This is a genomic window from Mycobacterium sp. IDUB_1 (assembly GCF_055419625.1).
On sequence record NZ_JBVAYA010000003.1, the window covers coordinates 589,095 to 608,036 of the forward strand.

The following is an 18,942-nucleotide window of genomic DNA, read 5'->3' on the forward strand; positions in this document are numbered from 1 at the left end:
GCCTCCTACGCTCGTGCGGTCTTCTGTGCGTGGAAGGCACATCGATGTGCCGTAGGTGCGGATGTCATGGCGTCAGCTCCCGACGGCGAGTCGTAGCACTGACTCGTGGTAGCCGCTGATGATGGTGGCGGCGATGTGCGAGGCGTCGCGGTCGATGCCGAGGAACCGGCCCGATCCCCACGTGTGCATCCACGGCAGACCGACGAAGCTCAGCCCCGGCACCGATGTGACCCCACGAGTCTGCATCGGCCGGCCACCACCGTCGAACGCGCTGGCCTCTATCCACCGGTAGTCCGGCCGGTAGCCGATGGCCCACACGATGCTGGTGACGTTCTCGGCGGCCACATCCAGTGTGGTGGGCTCTGCCTCGGACTCCCATACTGGCTCATAGCGGGTGGCCGGCGGCGCGGTGATGCCCTCGCGTTCGATGTAGGCGTCGATGTCCGAGCAGATCGAGTTGAAGACGGCGTCGGCATGGTCGAGGGCAGCCCGCAGGGTGGGCTCGAAGCGCAGCGTGGTGTCCTTGCCGTCGGACAGCGCCCCGTAGAGCTTCATGCCCTCCAAGGCGAACTGCCGCAGATCCACATCGCGGCCACCGTCTCGTCCTGTCACGTAGTGATTGGTCTTCTCGATCGCGGCTTTTCCACCCGGATACTGTTGCGCAGCTCGGTCGTAGAGCCCCATGTCGGAAAGCCACGTCATGCAGTCACGGCCGCGGTAGAACCGTGCGACGCGAGGTGCGCTCCCCACGGCGAGGTGCACCTGGCGGCCGGCGAGGTGGAGATCCTCGGCAATCTGCGCTCCCGATTGTCCGGTCCCCACGACCAGCACCGCGCCGTCGGGCAGTTGATCGGCGTTGCGGTACTGCTCAGAGTGGATCTGAGTGACGCCCTCGGCCAGTGACGCGGCGTAGGCCGGTATGACCGGCAGCGGGTATCCGCCCGTGGCGATCACCGCGTTCTCACACGTCAGAATCTCTGTCCCGCTGGGAGTCTGGAGGGTGAGCTCGAATCCACCCTCCAGTCGCTGCGCCAGCCTGGTGACCCGGGTGTGGGTTCGCAGCGGCGCGTCGAACGTCTCCAACCAGCCGTGCAGCCAGGCCACCACCTCGTCGCGGGTCATGAAGCCGTCAGGATCCGGACCGTCGTAGGTGTAGCCGGGCAGCTTGCAGTGCCAGTTAGGGGTGACCAGGGTGAAGTTGTCCCAACGACTGTCCGCCCAGGCGTGCACAGGGGTGGCGGCTTCGAGCACCACATGTTCGATGCCGGCCCTGCTCAGATACCAGCTGACCGACAACCCGGCTTGCCCACCGCCGATGATGGCCACCGGAATGTGCGTCGCGGTGGTCATGACAACCCCGATGCGGGACGCATCTCGGTGATGACGACCTCCGCGTCGTCGGAGAACCGCCTGGCGGCGTGCATGATCTGCTCATTGGTGGCCGACGCGGACGTGCATGCGAACCCGTACTTCGCGCGCACCCTGTCGCTGGCCTGCTGCAGCGCCACACCGGCACGGTCCAGCAAGTCGCTGACGGTGTAGCGCTCGCCCGCGGTCAGGAAGTCGTACATCACCAGGCTCGGGGAATAGCACGACTGCGTGGAGCCGTCTGGCCAACGGATGTCGAACGTCATCTCAGGCATGGGCCAGCCCCGCCCACTTCGCTGTCTCGGTGTCGGTCAGCGGACCGTAGACGTCGGGCCTGCGGTCACGCAGGTGGAACATGCCGGCGCGCATCGTGCGGAAGGTCGAGTCGATATCGACCTCGGCGACAGCCATACCGCTGCCGAGCAGCGTCGTGGCCAGGATGTTCCCGCCCGGGTCCACTACCTTCGCGTTACCGACGTATCGCAGTGAACCGAAGGTACCGCTCTGGTTGGCAGCCACCCAGAACACCTGGTTGTCCAGCGCTCGGGCGATGTCGAACTGGTTGAACCGGTACGTCCAGCGGTCGTCCTGCAGATTCTCAGCGGTCGCTGTGCGGGCCGCCGGCCACGCAGAGAGGCTGGCGATGATCTGTGCGCCGTCGAGCGCCATCATCCGGGCTGCTTCCGGAAACGCTTTGTCGTAGCAGATCTGTAGTCCAATCCGACCGGCCGGGGTGTCCCAGACGTCGTAGCGATCTCCCGCCGAGTAGGACATGCCCTCCCCCAACGGCTGATGCACCTTGCGATACACCCCGTACACCGTGCCGCCATCGAGCAGAGCCGCTGCGTTGTAACGGGTTTCGCCGTCATCGGAGAGTTCGCAGAATCCGATGGCCACGACCAGATCACCGGCGAGCTGCTGCACCCGACGGATCTCGGGTCCGTCGACACGGATGGCCGGCGGCAGCGAGCGAGTGGTGGTCTTGACGGTGTCCCCATGGTTCCCCAGTGACGACAGGTACCCCCCGATGGCCGCTTCGGGCAGCGCCAGGAAATCGACCCCACGGTCGCGAGCCTCGTCGACCAGCGACGCGATCAGAGCGTAGTTCTGTTCCAGATCCCGGGTGAAGTTCGCGGAAGCCGCTGCAATAGTGGTCATTTCGTCGTCACACCATGTAGGTGGAGTTGATGATGGCGCCCTTGCGAGCGTAGTAGATGAGGGCATCCTGCACGTCCAGGGGATGTGCAGGGATGACACCCTCGATCAAGTCTTCTTCGCGGCCGCCGTGCAGGGCCAGGCCGAACCGGCAGGCGAACACGGTGCCGCCCTCCTTGATGAATGTGGCCAGCGCGTCGTTGATGTTCTGCTCACCAGGAAAACCGGAGTCACCGGTCGTGGGAAAGCCGCGGGTGGCCAGGCAGTTGATGGCGCCGGGACCGTAGAAGTAGATGGCGGACTCGAATCCTTTGCGCAGCGCGCGGGTCGCCTGCAGCACGGCGACGAAGCTCACCGACGATTCGTGGGCGATGCCGTGCACGAGGGTGAAGTAGCTCTCCCCTTCCTCGGCCTGGTAGTCCGGGAAGATCTTGGTGCCGCCGTAGATGTTGCTGCCCTTGGGCAGTGACGGATGGGGGATCTCGGCCAGCGAGGTGGCGATGTTGTCTGCGATTGATGCGTCAAAAGCCATGGGGTGCTCCGATGTTGATGTCGAGGTTGCCGACGGGTCACAGTGATCCGCCGGGGTACGTGGACCGAAGAACGATTCGGTTGAGAGCCATTAGACGGCTCAGCTGTTGCGCACTGGTTATGACGGGAATACGGGTGCATTTCCGTCGGTCCGTGTTCGACCCTTTTCCCGCAACAGGTCGGTAACACGGCCGGTCCGGCGTCGCCGGAAGCCTTCGCGGCATAGCGTCACACTCATGAGCGTCAACATCACGCATTGGCCCAATCAACCGCAGCAGCCGTTCTGGTGGTTCAACGAGTGGGGCCCTGGCGAATCGTTCGCGACTCTCGACGAAGAGCCGAGTCGCACCTGCTGCATCAGCAGCATTCACCTGGCCAATCAGGGCGACGTGTCGTACTTCGACATCGCGATCAATCGAGATGGGGCTGCAGACCCCATCGCGCGATTACTGGTGCCACGGGCAGCCACGGTGTCACTTGCTTTTCCGACCCCTCTCGTCGTCGGTGGTGGCCGGTCACCATGGCAACTGAGCTTCGGCCCGAGAGCCGCACAGGGGCTTTTCCAATCGACGTTCGTCGGCTACGACTCCACTGCCGACGACGAATCAGTCGCCGCTGACCGGCGGAGCAGGAAACCGAGCATTCCCGGGTACTGATTCACCTCCGCTGAGAGTCAGATCCCACGGAATAGCGCCCAACCATCCGACGTTGCCCGACGAGGTCGACAAACAGGAGGATCACTGTGCGGATCGGAATCATCGGAGCAGGCTTGATCGGCGGAACACTGACTCGCCGTCTCACCGAACTCGGCCACGAGGTGTATGTCGCCAACTCACGATCACCGGAGACCCTCGCGGACCTCGCAACCGAGACAGGCGCCACCGCAGTCTGGGCGCGTGACGCCGCGAGCGATGCTGATCTGGTGATCATCAGCATCCCGCAGAAGAACGTTCCGGACCTCGCCGACGGCATCGTCGACGCGCGAAAGCCCGGCGCCCCGGTGATCGAGACCAACAACTACTACCCGCAGCAGCGCGACGGTGAGATCGCCGCCATCGAAGACGGGCAGGTGGAAAGCGCCTGGGTCGCCGATCAGATCGGGGCGCCCGTCTTCAAGGTGTTCAACGGCATCTGGTGGAAGCATCTGCTCGAAAGCGGCAAGCCCAGCGGAGTAGCCGATCGGATCGCACTCCCGGTCGCAGGTGACGACGGCCCCGGCCGCGACCTCGTGCACGGCATCGTCGACGATCTCGGCTTCGACCCGGTTGATGCCGGCCCAATCTCTGAGTCGTGGCGACAGCAGCCCGGAACTCCGGTGTACGGCAAAGACTTCGATGTGGAGAAGACGGTGAAGGCGCTGGCCGAAGCGTCTCCTGAGCGGACACCGGAATGGAGCGCCCGCACGTAGACCGCGACCGAACGGTGCAGGTGCCTCAGGGGTGGCATGCCAAAGAGATCAGCACAGGCGCCACGACGAGTGCGATCATGGTCGCGCTCGAGACGACGCGCTCGGCCAGAAGCGCCCGCGCCGCGGCGGGAGTAGCCAGACGCTGAGCCCGCTCGAGAACCGCCGTATCAGCTGCTCCGAGCGCCCCACCTGGTGCGCGTTGCGCACCCGCGAGGCTGATGAGACCACCGAGAACGGACTCACTGCCGTGCCGCCGGACGGCTGCGTCGTCGGCACGCATCTCCAACAGAGCGCCGACCGTCTCGGTGGCCGACCGGAACAGCGGTAGCCGGGGAAGCGAACCCGCCAACGCGCGAAGCACCATCATCACCTGGGGATGGCGCCCTGCCAGATGTGCGCGTTCATGCGCCAGCACGGCATCGAGTTCCCGCTCCCCCAACGTCGACACCGCTGCACTGGTGACGACGATGGCATCCGGACGCCCGGCGACGCAGTACGCAGCCGCGCAGTCGTTGTGCACGACGACGACACCGGGCATTCCGGAAGGCGTGCCCAGGATGTGCGCTGCATCGGCATGCCTACGACTCCCTGCCACCAATCTCCTGAGAGCCAGAACGAGACGGCGTGCGACCACCACGGTGGTCGCGAGGACGGCTGCACTTCCTGCGAGGACGACGAGGTGGCCCGCCCAGCCGAGATCGTTGACCGCGAGAAGCGCATCGAGGCAATGACGCAACGGGCCTGCCGCGTGTCGACCCAGACCCTCCTTGGTCATGCCGGCCACGCCGACGACCCACGACGCCAGCGCCACCACGACGGCGGTCAGCCACATGGAGACCAGCAGCCGAGGGCTGCCCGCCGTGCGGGAGACTCTGCGCAACAGCGGCGGCGCCACCCACACCACGACGGCTCCGTAGAGAAGAACGCACAGCGCGGCGTTCATGATGTGCGGGAACGGCGCGCGACCTTGCGCAGCGCCGCGCGCAGCCTAGCGGCCTCGTCGTCGTCCATCTGCCGGAGGAAAAAATTCAGCACGAGGTCGGCGTCGCCGCCTGACTGAAACGCCTCACGCATCAGGTTGGCCGACCGCTCCTCGCGCGTCATCGTGGGCCAGTAGCTGTACGCCTTGCCCACGCGCCGACGATCCAGCCAGCCTTTGCGGTGCAGGTTGTCCATCGTGGACATCACCGTGGTGTAGGCGATGTCCCGCTGCGCCGTCATCTCGTCGAAGATGTCGCGCACGGTGACCTCACCGTCGTACGCCCAGATGCAGTCCATGACCGCAGCTTCCAGGTCGCCGAATCCTCGCTGCTGCACCGGGTCTTTCCTCGCGTTCTCGGTTGCGTTTCCGCTCATGGTAGCCGTGGGTGTCGCACGTCATCACCGTTCAGGACCGCGGACACCGTGACGAGAACGCCCACGACGAGGGCAGAGTCAGGTGGCGAGCGCCTTGTCCAGCGCGTCGGTCAGATCCTGATAGCTCCTCGGCTGTAGCCGAGTGCCATCGACGAAGAACGATGGTGTGCCGACAACGCCGAGCGCTGTGCCGTCGGCGACGTCGAGCTGTACACGCGCAGCTGTCGCCGGATCGCTGTAGGCAGCGTCGTAGGCGGTCATGTCGAGACCCATATCGGCAGCGAAACTCCGGAACACCTCGTCGGCAGGGACGCGCTTCTCGCCCCAACTCTGTTGGGTCTCATACATTTTCTTGTACATGTCCTCGAACTTGCCCTGCTGCGCAGCAGCTTCCACCGCCCGAGCGGCCCGCTCCGAGTTGAAGTGCCCCGGCAACGGGAAGTACCGGATGACGAAGTTGACGCGATCTCCGTAGTCGCTACGTAGCTGTTCGACTACCGGGAACAGTGCTCTGCACCCTTCACACTCGAAATCGAGGAATTCGACGAACGTCACGTCACTGCCGGGAACGGCGTTGAGCCGTCGACTGCTCTCGCGAACCACTTCCCCCGGTGGAGCAGAATCGCCCGGCAGCGGGCCGGCTGCAGCCTGGCTCTGCGCATCGACCCGACCTGGCGCCGGTGAACTCCCCACGTTCAGCACGACGATCCCGACGACGGCGATCAGGACGACGACGATGCCGGTGAGCCACCACCGCGCCTTCTGCTGCATCGACGTCGTCGCCCTTCGCTCGATCTACTATTTCACTTAGTAGATTACAGGACGCGGCGGGGACCGCCGGATCCGCGGACGTGCAGTCATCCTGCCTATGTCTCAGGCCTGGCGGAGCACTTACCGTGGAGCCATGACGCTGGGCGTTCAGGTCTTCACCACCGACTACACACCGGTCGATCCCGGCCCCGGCTGGGATCCGTCCATCCCCGCGACCTGGCCTGCGTCCACGGCCACGCTCATCACCGGCGAACGCGACGCCATCCTGGTGGATTCGCTGCTGACGATTGGGCAGGGAAAGTCGCTGCGGGACTGGGTCGTCGACAGCGGGCGAACACTCCGCAACATCCTGCTCACTCATGGCCACGCCGACCACTACTTCGGCGCAGGTCCGGTGCTCGAAGCGTTCCCGTCTGCGGAGCTGCTCGCGCTCGACCCCGTCGCCGCGGAAGCATCGACACAGCACGCGGCCGAAAACCTGGCGAACTGGGCGGGGTGGTTCGGCGATGCCGTCGACCTGTCCGCGAGGATGCCGCGTGCCACGTCAACCCAGGAGTTCGTCATCGACGGGGAGCAGGTGCGCTGGTTCACGGTCGGTTCGGCGGACGGCATGCTCGGGAGCGTCGTGCACATGCCAGGAAGCGCCACGGTGTGCGCCGGCGACATCGTCTACAACGATGTGCACATGTGGCTGGCGTACTCCACACAGGCTGACCGGCTGGCATGGATCGACAGCATCGACGCGGTGGCGACGCTGGGTGCGGACACGATCATCGCCGGTCATCGAGATCCAGGCGCACCGGATGATGACGCCACCCGTCAGATCGACCAATCGCGCCGATACATACAGGATTTCGACGCCGCAGTCACCGCGTCTCACTCCGCCTCGGATGTCATCGACGCCATGATGGGCCGATACGGACACTTCGGCAACAGGTACACACTGGCCTTGGCCGCGTTGTCACAATATCCCTGATGTCAGCCCTTGACACGTTCGATGAGTCGCACGTCGGCGTCCGCGATCACCGAACCGTCCTTGCGCCGGAACCCGGCGATCACCGGCTCGTTGCTCTCCGCGTCGACGAAACGGTGACTCGCCCCCTTGGTCCGATCGCCGTGCCGGTATCCCCACTGGCCGATCGCCGCGAGCACCACAGCAAGGTCTCGGCCGGCTGGAGTCAGCTCGTAGCGGCTGCGGGTCCGATCCCCCGGTTCGCGATACTCGACGGTCTCGAGAACACCTGCTGTGACGAGCTCACCCAACCTGGCGCTGAGAACGTCCGAGGCAATGCCGAGTTGGTCGCGAAATTCCGAGTAGCGGGTCCGACCGAGCATCGCCTCGCGCACGATCAGGACCGCCCACCGCTGCCCGATCACTGCCATCCCCCGCGCGATCGGGCAGGAATCGTCCAGCAATGGGTCGGTCCGCATCGTCACATCCTAGGCGTCATGCGCTACCGCCCCGTCGGCATCGATCAGAGTTTCACACGACTCGGATGTCGGTGAGCTCGATGGACACGACCAGTTGGTCGAGCATCGGGTTGTCGTGCTCGTCGCGAACGTAGATCATCCGGCGTGCCGGTACGACAATCCCGTCAACGCGTTCGAACTCGGAGACGTAGTGGGCCGCAGGTGATCCCCCGGCGATGTCCACCTGGTAGTCGCGCCGACGGATCAGACCTTCGCCGTCGACGTAGAGGACTTGGCGCGGGCTGTGAGTCGCGATGGAGTCCGGGTACGTGACGTACAGGCGTCGCCAGATCTGGTCGCTTTCGATCCAGTCCGACCCCTGCTCGATCACGACACCCGGCAACGTGAGATTGAACGGCTCGGCCGCATAGGTCCACATCGCGTAGCCGGTGAAGTATGCCAGTTGAACTGCAGTCCAGGGTGTTTCGAGCGAGTGCCCGGCGAAGGTGGCTCGCGGCTGGTCGATGGCCTCGACCACGACACCATCCGTGCGCGCGATCGCCACTCTGTCCGGCGTGTAGTCGCTTCTCAGATCCTCACCGGTGAATGGTCGCAACGAGGTGTGCTGCCGTTGGATCCATACGGTGACCTCGCCCTCGTCGACGACGCCCGCGACCTGTTTGAGACCCCAGATTGCACCGCCGAAACGTTTGCGCGCGGTGATCGCGGTGACGTCTGACCAGCGTTGCGCGCCGCCATACGCGTCGAGGATGTCGTCGACCAAAGTGTGCACGCACGAATCGTCGCCCAGCAGAGGGCCTCCGCGCATCAGTCACTTGACCATCCAGCTGAGTTTGTCCATCCAATTCAGCCGTGCTAGCGTCGCGTGGTGGCGCGCGAGTGCATGGCCGAACGTACGGTCAGCCCGGCGATGATCGGACGCGCCGAAGAGTTCTCGGTGATCACCGGCGCGGGCGACGACGTGTCACGGCGCGGTAGCGCACTGGTCATCGGCGGCGAGCCCGGCATCGGAAAGTCAACACTGCTCTCCGCGGCCGCACAGTGGGCGGGCAACAACGGCTTTCGCGTGCTGTCCTGCGCCGGCGTCCAGTGCCACTCATCGGTGGGATACGCGGGGTTCCACGAGTTGGTGTACCCGATCATGGGGCACGTCGACGCGCTTCCGACTCACCAGGGGTCTGCCGTGCTGACCGCTTTCGGACTGGCCGAGGGTCAGCCACCGCCGCCGCTACTCACCGGGGTGGCGCTCCTGGGTCTCATCGAGGAGGCCGCGGCGGAGCAGCCGCTACTGCTCGTCGTCGACGACGCCCAATGGCTCGACGAATCATCGCTGCAAGCTGTGACATTCGTGGGACGACGGGTGGGTGGGGCGCCTGTACTGCTGTTGTGTGCAGCTCGACCCCGATTCGACGGCCGCGTGCCCATCCTCGGATCACTGCCCCGAATGACCCTGGGCCCGGTCGACGATGCGACGTCGCACGCACTGTTGGCCGACGTGGTAGGCAGCCACCGGCTCAGTGCGTCGCAACAGCGCCGAGTGCTCGCTGACGCGGCAGGAAATCCTTTGGCAATAGCCGAACTGACCACAGGGATGGTCTCCCGCGGCGGTCGGGACGCAGTGTCGGCGCGATTGCCCCTGCCGACGACTCGGCGGATCGAGCAGTCATTCGAAGACCAGCTCGACGCCATACCGGCCGCCAGCCGGCACATGCTCGCATTGATCGCGGCGGCCGACCACAGTGCCCTCGACGAACTCGTCGACGCGGCGGGCCGGGTAGGCCTCGGCGAGTGCGACATCGACCCTTTGGAAAACGCCGAATTGGTGACGTTGAGCGCCGCCGGGGTACGCATTCGCCATCCGCTGATTCGGACGGTGGCCTACCGGTCGGTCGGGCTGGCCCGACGATCCGCCTTCCACCGCGCCCTCGCCGATGCGGCAACAGACCCGCTGCGTGCAGCATGGCAGCGCTCGGCTGCGGCCTACGGTCCCGACGAAGCGGTCGCGGCCGAGCTCGAAAGAGTGGCCGTGCACGCGCAGAGCAGCGGCGCCAGCGCGGAAGCCGCCGCCGGGTGGCGGCGTTCAGCGGCGTTGTCCCCCGACATCCATGACCGGGTCCGCCGGCTCGTGCGATCTGTCGAACCCGCGTACCGAGCGGGCCTCACCGAGGCTGCAATCGACGCGCTCTGCGAGGTCGAGCCGCTGGCCACCGATCTCGACCACCTCTTCGCCATTGCCTTCGCCCGGTTCACCCTGGGCGTGACCACGGGCACCGGATCACCGCCCGTCGCCGACCTCCTGTCGCTGGCCGACCGACTCGGTGCATCACCGGCGCCTGCGCATCAGGAGAACGAGCTGAGATTGCTCGCAGCCGCGGCCGCCCAATGCCGCTTTCTCGGGTCGGATCATCAAGAGAGGTCGCACGTCGCGGGCCGTCTCCGATCGTGCGAAGGTCGCCGGGAACCGATCGTCGAGATCGCTTTGGCAACGATCTGCGACCTAGAGGAGGCCCAGCGATTCCGAGACAGCGCCGGCCTACTTCTTGCCGAGGTCGCCGACGATCTGACTGCCGTGATGTCGATGGGACTCGCAGCCGAGTCGGTATCCGATCTCGACATCGCGCAACGCTGTTGGAGCACCGCGATCGGTCTGTCACATGAGATGGGGGCGCCCGCAATCGAGTGCGAAGCGCTGCGGGGCTCCGCACGTGCGCAACTCATCGCCGGGCACCCCACCGAGGCGATGATCAGTGCGCAGACCGCGCTGCGCCTCGCCACCGACGCCGACCTGCACGTCAGTGTCGGAGCGGCCGCGGCACTACTTGCTCGCGCGCAGGTCTGGCGCGGTGACATCCCATCGGCGCACGAGGCGCTTCGCATCGCTCGAGAACACATGCCGACCGACACAGCGCTGATGTGGCGTGACGACCTGGCATGGGCGCAGGGATTGCTCGCACTGTGCACTCACGATCCCGAGCTCGCGGTCGCTGAGCTGTCTCAGATTGGCGCGGACCGCGGTGTCCGCCGCTGGGCGATCGCCGATCTCACCCAAGCCGCGGTGGCCGCCGGGAGAACCGACGTGGTCCTCAACGGGTTGATCGACGAGATCGATTCGCAAGCGACAACATTGGGCTCGGCCCACCTCATCATGCTCGTTCAGCGTAGCCGGGCGATACTCGCGGGCGGTCGACCTGACGCCGAGCGTCACTTCGAGATCGCGCTAGAGCAGGCGCCGTCGGAGCAGACTGCCGCGCTCGAGTACGCCCGCACCCGACTGGCCTACGGCGAGTGGCTTCGCCGGCAGCGCCGCATCATCGACGCCCGCGTCCAGCTGGGCGCGGCGTTGCGCATCTTCGAAGCCCGCGATGCCCAGATGTGGGCACAGCGCACGCGCGCCGAACTGCGCGCCGCCGGGGTGCATCTGGCCGGTCCGCGCCCGGAGACACAGCGCGCCGAGTTGACCCCCCAGGAACTCCAGATCGCTCGACTCGCTGCGGCCGGACTCACGAACCGCCAGATCGCGGATCAGATCTACCTGTCTCACCGAACGGTCGCCGCGCACCTGTACAAGATATTTCCCAAACTCGGCATCACCAGTCGTAATCAGTTGCGGGACAGCATCTCCAGACAAGACACCGCGTGAGTCAGTGGCCCAGGAACTGCGCGACGTGTTGGCCGAATTCAACCGGATACTGGTCGAGGAAACCGTGCCCAGCGTCGGCGTAGATCCGAAGTTGCGCGCCGCGAATGCGTTCGGCGAGCAGGACCGAATTCTTCGTGTACATCATGGTGTCGTTGTCACCGCCCGCGACCAGCGTGGGTTGAGTGATCGCAGCCAGTCGTTCCAGTTTTGACGATTCTGGGATTCCCCAGGTCATCAAAGCCTGGTACTGGGCGTCCCGGCAGGCCAATGACGATTCGGTGTCGCGATTCTCGGTGCGGACGTGGGTACGGCCCAGATGTTGCCACGCCAGTCGAGTTCCCTCGGACGAGCCGGAGAAGAACAGCGAAATGAAGTCCTCGGGTGCGGTGACGTCACTCGCCGCCCACCGGTAGACGTCGTCGCTCCACCGATGCAGGTCCGGTGCGCCCTGGGGTGCAGTTCCGGCAAGTACCAGCCGGCGCGGCAGCCGCGGTCGGACCAGTGCGATCTCCTGGGCGATATGGCCTCCCAGCGAGAACCCGACAATGTCGATTTCCCTCAAGCCCAGCGCATCGATGAAGGCCAGCGCATTGCGTGCCATATCCGTGACGTTGTCCGGCGTACGCCCCGTCGAGCTTCCCACCCCTGCCAGGTCCACGGTGATGACCTCGCGGTGCGCGGCCAGGGTGTCGAGCAGAAGGGGATCCCAGTAGTCGAGGTTGCCGCGAAAGTGCTGCAACATCACCACAGGAGGGACGGTCTCAGAGGGTGATCCCACGCGACGGTAGCGCACCACATCACCGGCGATGTCGATGTCGCGGGTGGCGGCGAACGCGGAGGATTGGGTATCTGGCGCGGGTGCGTCAGCGGCTCGTGTCACGGGACTCCTTCGGATGCGCGCGATCACTCGACCGTGACACGGCTCGGGTCGCAGGGGAATCCGTCGCGTGACTGTCTCACACGACCTACGGTCAACGTACCGATGCCGCCGGGCCCGTTCGTGTGATGCGCTCTATCCATGACGTCCTATCGGGCCTTCCAGGTCACCGGCACACGCAGCTTCAGTCTCGTCGATCGCGAGGTGCGCGATCCGGAGCCAGGCCACGTCAGGATCCGAACCCTGGCATGCGGCGTGTGCCACAGCGACGCGCTGGCAGTTGAGGGACAGCGCGAGGATCCTGCGCTCCCCATCGTTCCCGGCCACGAAATCGTCGGCGAAATCGACGCCGTCGGCCCCGGTGTCGATTCTCGGTGGCAGCTGGGTGAGAGAGTGGGTGTCGGGTTCCTCGGCGGGCAGTGCGGTCACTGCGACTTCTGTCGGCGAGGTGACTTCGTCAACTGCACCGACCAGCCACAGCCCGGTACCACGGTCGACGGTGGATACGCCGAGGTGACCTACGCGCGTGCGTCGGGGCTGGTGCGCGTGCCCGAGCGGTTCGACCCGCTGACCGCCGCGCCGCTACTGTGCGCGGGCGTCACCGTGTTCAATGCGCTGCGGGCAGCGAATGCACCGGCGAACACGCTGGTCGCGGTCCAGGGCATCGGCGGGCTGGGCCATCTGGGAATCCAGTACGCGAAGAGCATGGGATATCGCGTCGTCGCGATCGCGCGCGGTCACGAGAAGGCTTCTCTCGCAGAGCGGTTGGGTGCCGACCACTACATCGACAGTGCGCGGGAGGACACCACGTCGGCGTTGAATACGCTCGGTGGCGCCACCGCCATAGTCGCCACCGCCGCCAGCGGCGCGTCGATGGCCGGCCTACTGGCGGGGTTGCGGCCACGTGGCCGGCTGGTCGTCGTCGGCGCCTCTCCCGAGCCGATACCGGTGCAGACGTCAGATCTGATCTTCGGGGGGCGCAGCATCGTCGGCAGTCTGACCGGATCGGTGGTGGACAACGAAGACAGCTTGAGCTTCGGACTCACCCATCAGATCGCGCCGATGATCGAGACGATGCCTTTCGAGGAAGCTCCGCAGGCCTATGAGCGAATGATGGCCGGCAAAGCCCGATTTCGAATCGTACTCGACTTCACCCGCCGCTGAGCTCAGGACAGGAACCGTAGGATCTCGGTGCTGAAATCCTCGATGTGCTGGAAAAGGAAGCCGTGCCCCGCATCGCTGTAGAGGATGACCTTGGCGTTCGGCAAGCGGAACGCCATGGCGTAGCTCGCGTAGGCGTCGATCATCCGGTCGTGCGCGCCATTGGCCACCAACACCGGGATCGTCACATCGGGGAGGCGATCCCACACCGACGACCCCGTTGAGGAGATGACCGCGAGTTGGGCGCGCATCGTGTCGGCAGACACAGGCGTGTGCTCGGATGCCAGCGTGCGGGCGTCCAAGCGGCGGAGCGATTCCACCCCCAACTCCCGCCCCGGTCCTGCGTCGGGGAAGAACAGGTAAAGGAAGTCATCGTCGTCGTTGAGGGGTTTGGTGGCCACCTGCCAGACCTTCGGATCGGCGGCGGGCATGCCTGGCACGCCGCCGCCGGGCGAGCTGCCGGCCACGACGAGGCGCCGCACCAGCTTCGGGGCCTGCAGTGTCGCCGCCTGAACCACGATGCCACCCAATGACCAACCGAGCAGGTCGACTTCGCTGAGCCCCAAGGCTTCGGTGAACTCCACGAGACCGGCCGCCAACCCCTCCATGGTGGTCGGCGCATCACCGCTGGTCTTGGCATGACCGACGTTGTCGAAGATGACCACGTCGCGTTCGGCGCCCAGCTGATCCAGGAACTCCGGATCCCAATGATCCATCGTGCCGCGAAACCGCAGAGCGAGTACCACTGGAGTCGCACCCTCGACGCCGAATCGTCGATAGGCGAACCGGGCGCTCGGTCCGTCGACGAACTGAGTGTCGGCATCTGCGGAAAGAAGCTGAGTCATGGCTCGATCGTTGCGGCAGGCGCACATCGGAGCCATCAGCACGATGACTGTCGTGCCGTACTGACGCTCGGTTCAGGCTGGCACAGTGCCATGCCGACATTGCGCCGGCATCGGCGGACCGTCCTGTAGCAGTTCCGGCAGCGACCGCAGCCGATCGCCGTCGCGCAGTGCAACCACGGGTGGCAAGGACAACCGGATCTCCACGACCATCGACCCGGTCCCGGTGGCCTTTTGGCAGCTGAGCCCGACCCGCTCACCCGCACCAGCACCGAGCTTCTCGTCGACGCGGTCGCGAAGTGCGTTGAGGGTCAACCGAGCCCCTGCCGCCTCGCGGAATATCGGATCGAGAGCATCGCGGGCTTCTCGGGTCAGTGCGGTGGCGTCGCTGAAGTAGCTGTCCGGAGAGACACCTGAGCACGTGCCGTGGGTGTACCACTCGTGTCGGGTCAGCGAGGCCGAGTTGACCGTCGTCGCCGCCAGATCCTGATCGACCTGATAATCGAGATCGAGGCGCGGCAACGTCGATTCCTTCACGTCGTGCGCCAGGCCGCAGTATCGCCGGTCCGCCGGCTGGGGCCACAGGCCGTGCAGCAACATCGTTTGACCCGCGCGCTGCGCATCACCCGACGTGCATCCCGGATTGGCGGGTTCGGCGGAGCAGAAGCTGGGCGCCCACGTCAGCACGAGCCAACTCGAAGAATCGTCGGTCACCATCGCCGACGGGTCGGGCTTCGAATCGAGGACGACGACGCTGTACGTGACAGCGGCGACGACGATCGCCACCAGCGCAGCTGAAATCGACATTACGGCGACGTCGCCTCGCGCCATGGTGCACCCTTCTACAGGGCAAGCCTCCCACAGCAGCGTGCCGACAGGAGGACTTCCGGGTGAACGACATCGACCGGTGGTTCGAGCGGGCGGCACGCGAGGACCACCGCACAGTGTCGCTGTACGCCTGCTTGCTGACCGGAAAGATGTTGAGCTACTTCTGGTATCGCCTGCGATACGCCCTTCTGGTGGATGGCATCACGTTCGTCGTCCACGTCGCCGAGTTCCTGATCATCCTCACCAGCCTGGGGGGACTCGCCGCGTTCACGGTGATGATCCTTCGGGTGGGCAGCCTCATCGTCAGCGGGGCGTGGTGGGGTCTGCTGGAGATCATGCGCGAACGGCTCCGCGCGTTCTCGGTGTCCGGTGATCGCGAGGCCATCGCCACCGAGATCGGGTCGTGGTTGAGGTTGTCCTACCTCACCGCGGGCGCTGTGACCGTCGCCGGTGCGACCACGCTGCTGGCGTTGGCTCCGTCTGGTGACGACCCCCTCGGACGCCTCTACGCCTTTCTGGTCCTGATCGAACTGGCCGCACGAATTCCGTTGCGGGTGCTGCACTCCGGAATGTTCGCCACGCAACGGATCTTCCGGCCGCCGTGGACACTGTTCGCGCCGGCCGTCGCGCAGATCAGCGTTCTCGGCATAGGCGCACTGTTCTATCCGACCGCCGCGGTGATCATCGCGATCGTCGTATCCAATGCGATCTCGATCTGGATCACCGTTCACTTCACACTGCGCCTGTACCGACTCAACGGGCAGACTCCGCGGTGGCGACCAGGGCATCAACGCCTTCCGTTCGTGCCACTGCGGCAGGCGGTCGAGGCGACACTCGCGGGTCTCGGGCTGCGCCTGGACGCCGTCGCCGTTCTGGCGATCGCCGGAATCTACGGCACCAGTACTCGTTCCTATGACCTGACGGCCGGGTTCGAGGCGTGGCGTGACATCGACGCGTTCCAGTTCTTCTACCTCGTGTTGCCGCTGCTGCGAGGCGCCTACGAGACCACCGCCGTGTTCTACTTCGATTTCGTTCGGCTGCGCCGTATCCCGGCACTTCGCGAGTATCGCGTGTGGTTCTTCCATCGTCTGCTCTGGGTCACTCCGATGGTCACGATGTACTTCTGGGCCCTCGCTGTCGGCCTGGGCGTCTTCGTCCTGCCCGATGTGCCACTCACCTTTCTCCTCGCGCTGCTTCCCCTGTTCCTCGCCCGCAGCTTCATCGGCACGTACCAGATGCGACTGTTTGCCGAGGGACGCTTCCGCACGCTCAATCTGACGATCCTGTTCTCCGGTGCGCTGTTCGCGCTGGTGTGGATCGACATCAACCCCGCATCCGATCTCGTCGAACTCTCTGCGGCGATGCTCGTCCTGCTCCTGGTTCACATCAACGTCCAACACCTGCAGGACCGCTCTCCCCCGCGACCGAGCCAGTTACCCCTCGGGGACTGGATTCGCGCTCTCGCCGAGGAGCCCGGACCCGTGTGCGCCGGCACGATCACTGTTCCGGAGTGGATTCCGGCGCGACAGCGCCGCGCTGCGGTCGACATGTTGCGAAAGGCACTGCACAGCAGGGGCGCTCTGGCCTTCACATCGGCGACGACGTTGATATTCTACGAGCGTGGCCCACGGAGCGAGCCGCCGGTGCATGTGTCGCTGCAGGATGGCACAGGTGGTGCAGCCCACCGCGGACGGTGTTGGCGCCAGCCCGCTGCTGACGGTCGTGCAGCGCTCACCCGCATCGTCGACGACACATGGTTGGCCGGCCTGACAGGGGTGCCGCAGCCACCGACGAATCCGCGCATGTTGACGCCGGAGTTCCTGTCCAGATTCCCAGCCGGTATCGCAGCCGACGTGAGCACGCGCAGTGGGCGGCAGGCTCTGCGAAGCCTCGACCATGATCTGCTGGCGATGACTTTACCCGCAGCAGTCCGCAGCCTCGATGACGATGCGCTGGTGGTTTTGGTTGCGCGACGGTGGCTTTCGCCCATCTTCCACCACAACAGGGTACGAATGCTGTTCGTTCTTCCACCCGACCCCGACCCCGAGCAGTTCCGTGGATGGCTGCAGACGCTGCGGAAATGGCGCCTGGGCGAGTGGCCCGAAGGTGGTATCGATCGTGCCTCTTGAACCCGTCGACATCGAGCGGCGACTCATCGATCCGACGACCTACGACGAGACGATTCTGCGGATCTACACCAAGCGCTCCGAACGCGGGCTCGGACACGCGGAGTTCCACCCGCACATCACCTACTTCGCGGCCGCAGCCGACCGTCGCGCTCTGGCCCGTGCCATCGCCTCCAGCGTCGCCGCCGCCACCTACCGACCCCAACCCGTCGATCAGTGGGTCCTGGAGACGGGCGGGAAACGTCGCACCGCGCACACCGCGGCGTTCGTCGACCACGTCGTGGGCTCCGCGCTATTCAAACTGTTGTCGCACAATGCCCGCTGCCGCGGGCTACCCGGCGTGTACTCCTATCTCCCCGGCCTGACCAACCTCACCGCAATGCGCGCATTCGCGGCGTTCGTGCGTGAGCATCGCCGCCGCGCAGGGCCCCGCAGCGGCCCGCTGTACGTACTGCAGTCGGACTTCGAGAAATACGGAGACAACCTCCCAGTCGGCCCCGACGCAGCGGTGTGGAGGATGCTGCGCGAGGTCGCCTCCCTGGGCGCACCGTCCGGACAGATCAGTTGTGCCGCCTGGAACATCATCACCACGCTGGTCCGTCCCGTCGTCCGCGACGCGGACGGCGCCGAGTTCACTCGGCTCAACGGCGTGGCCATGGGAACGCCACTGGTTCCCGCACTGGGCAATCTCGCCGTCGTCCCGATGGACGATGCGATCACAGACATCGACGGCGTGTTCTATGCCCGATACAACGACGATTTTCTGGTAGCGCACCCCGACCTGAGCGCTGTTCACGAGGCAGATCGACGTATCGATGTCCTCGTCGGAGAGCTCGGCGTCAGGAGAAAGATCTCGAAAGACCTGCGGACGGCACTCAGTGGCCACGGCCGGCCGTGCCAGGTCGATCCGGCGTACCGAGGTCGCGACCGGATCAACTGCCTGGGGATGTCGGTGCTCTTCGACGGCACGGTGGCGCTGGGACCTCATCGGCTTCGGCGCCTGGTAGCCCGCATTGCCGCCCGAATCGATGGTGCCGCAGTCACACTCGCAGACGAAGCTGTCGCGGAACGCATCCACCACCTCATCGCGGCCACCAACGTGATGCTCGATGTCACGAATCCGTTTGCCGTTGCCGGTGTATCAGCATTGCTCGACGCGACCACCGACAGAGGGACGCTCAAGGATCTGGACTATCGGATTGCGCGCAAGATCGTGCAATCCGGCACGGGGATCTCCGGTGTGCGGGGTTTACGCACGTTTCCTCCCGCGGCGCTCTACGACATGGGGCTCGTATCGCTGGTGAAGTTGCGCAACGCTCGGTGAGCCGAGGTGTTACCGTGAGCCGGCGCGGATCCTGCACGTAGTGCGGTCACAGCGAGAGATCACAGAGGTTGCGGCTTTCGGTCTCTCTTTTTCGGCGTTTTCTCCCGCGCACCAACGTGTGATT

At 65.4% G+C, this 18,942-nt stretch carries 19 protein-coding genes; 7 read left to right on the top strand and 12 right to left on the bottom strand.

The window, feature by feature from the left end:
• Window positions 1-72 precede the first annotated feature (72 nt).
• Genes ACZYYX_RS19995 through ACZYYX_RS20010 form a run of 4 tightly spaced genes read right to left on the bottom strand, consistent with a single transcriptional unit; the run spans window position 73 to window position 3,055 of the window.
• Window positions 73-1,350: an MSMEG_0569 family flavin-dependent oxidoreductase gene (locus tag ACZYYX_RS19995; RefSeq protein ID WP_463816332.1), complete on the bottom strand. Its 1,278-nt coding sequence runs from the start codon at window positions 1,348-1,350 to the stop codon at window positions 73-75.
• Window positions 1,347-1,643, bottom strand: coding sequence for an MSMEG_0570 family nitrogen starvation response protein (locus ACZYYX_RS20000; protein WP_463816333.1), 297 nt, complete (start codon window positions 1,641-1,643; stop codon window positions 1,347-1,349). The genes ACZYYX_RS19995 and ACZYYX_RS20000 overlap by 4 nt, the downstream gene beginning before the upstream one ends.
• On the bottom strand, window positions 1,636-2,526 hold the full coding sequence (locus tag ACZYYX_RS20005) for a carbon-nitrogen hydrolase family protein (protein WP_463816334.1): 891 nt from the start codon (window positions 2,524-2,526) through the stop codon (window positions 1,636-1,638). Before ACZYYX_RS20005 ends, ACZYYX_RS20000 begins: the two co-directional genes overlap by 8 nt.
• Window positions 2,527-2,533: 7 nt before the next feature.
• Entirely contained in the window at window positions 2,534-3,055 is a 522-nt protein-coding gene (locus ACZYYX_RS20010; RefSeq protein WP_463816335.1) for an MSMEG_0572/Sll0783 family nitrogen starvation response protein, read from the bottom strand.
• A gap of 235 nt (window positions 3,056-3,290) precedes the next feature.
• On the opposite strand from ACZYYX_RS20010, the gene ACZYYX_RS20015 reads away from it, so the two are divergent.
• A complete protein-coding gene (locus ACZYYX_RS20015) occupies window positions 3,291-3,710 on the top strand; it encodes a hypothetical protein (RefSeq protein WP_463816336.1) in 420 nt (139 codons plus the stop codon).
• Between the two features lie 44 nt (window positions 3,711-3,754).
• Window positions 3,755-4,462, top strand: a complete 708-nt coding sequence (locus ACZYYX_RS20020; protein ID WP_463816521.1) for an NADPH-dependent F420 reductase — start codon at window positions 3,755-3,757, stop codon at window positions 4,460-4,462.
• A gap of 25 nt (window positions 4,463-4,487) precedes the next feature.
• Here ACZYYX_RS20020 and ACZYYX_RS20025 read toward each other — a convergent pair whose 3' ends face one another.
• The 3 genes from ACZYYX_RS20025 to ACZYYX_RS20035 form a co-directional block, all read right to left on the bottom strand.
• Entirely contained in the window at window positions 4,488-5,405 is a 918-nt protein-coding gene (locus tag ACZYYX_RS20025) for a M56 family metallopeptidase (RefSeq protein WP_463816337.1), read from the bottom strand.
• Window positions 5,402-5,818, bottom strand: coding sequence for a BlaI/MecI/CopY family transcriptional regulator (locus ACZYYX_RS20030; protein ID WP_463816338.1), 417 nt, complete (start codon window positions 5,816-5,818; stop codon window positions 5,402-5,404). The genes ACZYYX_RS20025 and ACZYYX_RS20030 overlap by 4 nt, the downstream gene beginning before the upstream one ends.
• A 78-nt stretch (window positions 5,819-5,896) precedes the next feature.
• Window positions 5,897-6,589, bottom strand: coding sequence for a DsbA family protein (locus tag ACZYYX_RS20035; RefSeq protein ID WP_463816339.1), 693 nt, complete (start codon window positions 6,587-6,589; stop codon window positions 5,897-5,899).
• A 133-nt stretch (window positions 6,590-6,722) separates the two neighbouring features.
• On the opposite strand from ACZYYX_RS20035, the gene ACZYYX_RS20040 reads away from it, so the two are divergent.
• Complete coding sequence (locus ACZYYX_RS20040) at window positions 6,723-7,565, top strand: MBL fold metallo-hydrolase (RefSeq protein WP_463816340.1); 843 nt, start codon at window positions 6,723-6,725, stop codon at window positions 7,563-7,565.
• 2 nt (window positions 7,566-7,567) lie between these two features.
• On the opposite strand, the gene ACZYYX_RS20045 is transcribed toward ACZYYX_RS20040, so the two are convergent.
• Both ACZYYX_RS20045 and ACZYYX_RS20050 read right to left on the bottom strand, forming a co-directional pair.
• Entirely contained in the window at window positions 7,568-8,020 is a 453-nt protein-coding gene (locus ACZYYX_RS20045) for a winged helix-turn-helix transcriptional regulator (protein ID WP_463816341.1), read from the bottom strand.
• 52 nt (window positions 8,021-8,072) lie between these two features.
• On the bottom strand, window positions 8,073-8,792 hold the full coding sequence (locus ACZYYX_RS20050) for a hypothetical protein (RefSeq protein WP_463816342.1): 720 nt from the start codon (window positions 8,790-8,792) through the stop codon (window positions 8,073-8,075).
• 96 nt (window positions 8,793-8,888) lie between these two features.
• Between ACZYYX_RS20050 and ACZYYX_RS20055 the strand changes: the two genes are divergently transcribed.
• Window positions 8,889-11,660, top strand: coding sequence for an ATP-binding protein (locus tag ACZYYX_RS20055; RefSeq protein ID WP_463816343.1), 2,772 nt, complete (start codon window positions 8,889-8,891; stop codon window positions 11,658-11,660).
• Between the two features lies 1 nt (window position 11,661).
• On the opposite strand, the gene ACZYYX_RS20060 is transcribed toward ACZYYX_RS20055, so the two are convergent.
• Window positions 11,662-12,540 (bottom strand): alpha/beta fold hydrolase, encoded by an 879-nt coding sequence (locus ACZYYX_RS20060; RefSeq protein WP_463816344.1) that lies wholly within the window; start codon window positions 12,538-12,540, stop codon window positions 11,662-11,664.
• Between the two features lie 138 nt (window positions 12,541-12,678).
• Here ACZYYX_RS20060 and ACZYYX_RS20065 point away from each other — a divergent pair, with 138 nt between their 5' ends.
• The gene (locus ACZYYX_RS20065; RefSeq protein ID WP_463816345.1) at window positions 12,679-13,701 is read left to right on the top strand and encodes a zinc-binding dehydrogenase; all 1,023 of its coding nucleotides are present in this window, start codon (window positions 12,679-12,681) and stop codon (window positions 13,699-13,701) included.
• A gap of 2 nt (window positions 13,702-13,703) precedes the next feature.
• Here ACZYYX_RS20065 and ACZYYX_RS20070 read toward each other — a convergent pair whose 3' ends face one another.
• Both ACZYYX_RS20070 and ACZYYX_RS20075 read right to left on the bottom strand, forming a co-directional pair.
• The gene (locus tag ACZYYX_RS20070) at window positions 13,704-14,543 is read right to left on the bottom strand and encodes an alpha/beta fold hydrolase (RefSeq protein WP_463816346.1); all 840 of its coding nucleotides are present in this window, start codon (window positions 14,541-14,543) and stop codon (window positions 13,704-13,706) included.
• A 72-nt stretch (window positions 14,544-14,615) separates the two neighbouring features.
• Entirely contained in the window at window positions 14,616-15,371 is a 756-nt protein-coding gene (locus ACZYYX_RS20075; protein WP_463816347.1) for a ribonuclease T2 family protein, read from the bottom strand.
• 59 nt (window positions 15,372-15,430) lie between these two features.
• On the opposite strand from ACZYYX_RS20075, the gene ACZYYX_RS20080 reads away from it, so the two are divergent.
• Together ACZYYX_RS20080 and ACZYYX_RS20085 are read left to right on the top strand one after the other, a co-directional pair.
• A complete protein-coding gene (locus tag ACZYYX_RS20080; protein WP_463816348.1) occupies window positions 15,431-17,497 on the top strand; it encodes a hypothetical protein in 2,067 nt (688 codons plus the stop codon).
• Window positions 17,487-18,818: a hypothetical protein gene (locus ACZYYX_RS20085; RefSeq protein WP_463816349.1), complete on the top strand. Its 1,332-nt coding sequence runs from the start codon at window positions 17,487-17,489 to the stop codon at window positions 18,816-18,818. Before ACZYYX_RS20080 ends, ACZYYX_RS20085 begins: the two co-directional genes overlap by 11 nt.
• The last annotated feature ends 124 nt before the right edge of the window (window positions 18,819-18,942 follow it).

What these genes read in the sequence shown, in the direction of transcription:
- ACZYYX_RS19995 (WP_463816332.1), bottom strand. Translation starts at nt 1,350, where the DNA reads ATGACCACCGCGACGCACATTCCGGTGGCCATCATCGGCGGTGGGCAA.
- ACZYYX_RS20000 (WP_463816333.1), bottom strand. Translation starts at nt 1,643, where the DNA reads ATGCCTGAGATGACGTTCGACATCCGTTGGCCAGACGGCTCCACGCAG.
- ACZYYX_RS20005 (WP_463816334.1), bottom strand. Translation starts at nt 2,526, where the DNA reads ATGACCACTATTGCAGCGGCTTCCGCGAACTTCACCCGGGATCTGGAA.
- ACZYYX_RS20010 (WP_463816335.1), bottom strand. Translation starts at nt 3,055, where the DNA reads ATGGCTTTTGACGCATCAATCGCAGACAACATCGCCACCTCGCTGGCC.
- ACZYYX_RS20015 (WP_463816336.1), top strand. Translation starts at nt 3,291, where the DNA reads ATGAGCGTCAACATCACGCATTGGCCCAATCAACCGCAGCAGCCGTTC.
- ACZYYX_RS20025 (WP_463816337.1), bottom strand. Translation starts at nt 5,405, where the DNA reads ATGAACGCCGCGCTGTGCGTTCTTCTCTACGGAGCCGTCGTGGTGTGG.
- ACZYYX_RS20030 (WP_463816338.1), bottom strand. Translation starts at nt 5,818, where the DNA reads ATGAGCGGAAACGCAACCGAGAACGCGAGGAAAGACCCGGTGCAGCAG.
- ACZYYX_RS20035 (WP_463816339.1), bottom strand. Translation starts at nt 6,589, where the DNA reads ATGCAGCAGAAGGCGCGGTGGTGGCTCACCGGCATCGTCGTCGTCCTG.
- ACZYYX_RS20040 (WP_463816340.1), top strand. Translation starts at nt 6,723, where the DNA reads ATGACGCTGGGCGTTCAGGTCTTCACCACCGACTACACACCGGTCGAT.
- ACZYYX_RS20045 (WP_463816341.1), bottom strand. Translation starts at nt 8,020, where the DNA reads ATGCGGACCGACCCATTGCTGGACGATTCCTGCCCGATCGCGCGGGGG.
- ACZYYX_RS20065 (WP_463816345.1), top strand. Translation starts at nt 12,679, where the DNA reads ATGACGTCCTATCGGGCCTTCCAGGTCACCGGCACACGCAGCTTCAGT.
- ACZYYX_RS20070 (WP_463816346.1), bottom strand. Translation starts at nt 14,543, where the DNA reads ATGACTCAGCTTCTTTCCGCAGATGCCGACACTCAGTTCGTCGACGGA.
- ACZYYX_RS20075 (WP_463816347.1), bottom strand. Translation starts at nt 15,371, where the DNA reads ATGGCGCGAGGCGACGTCGCCGTAATGTCGATTTCAGCTGCGCTGGTG.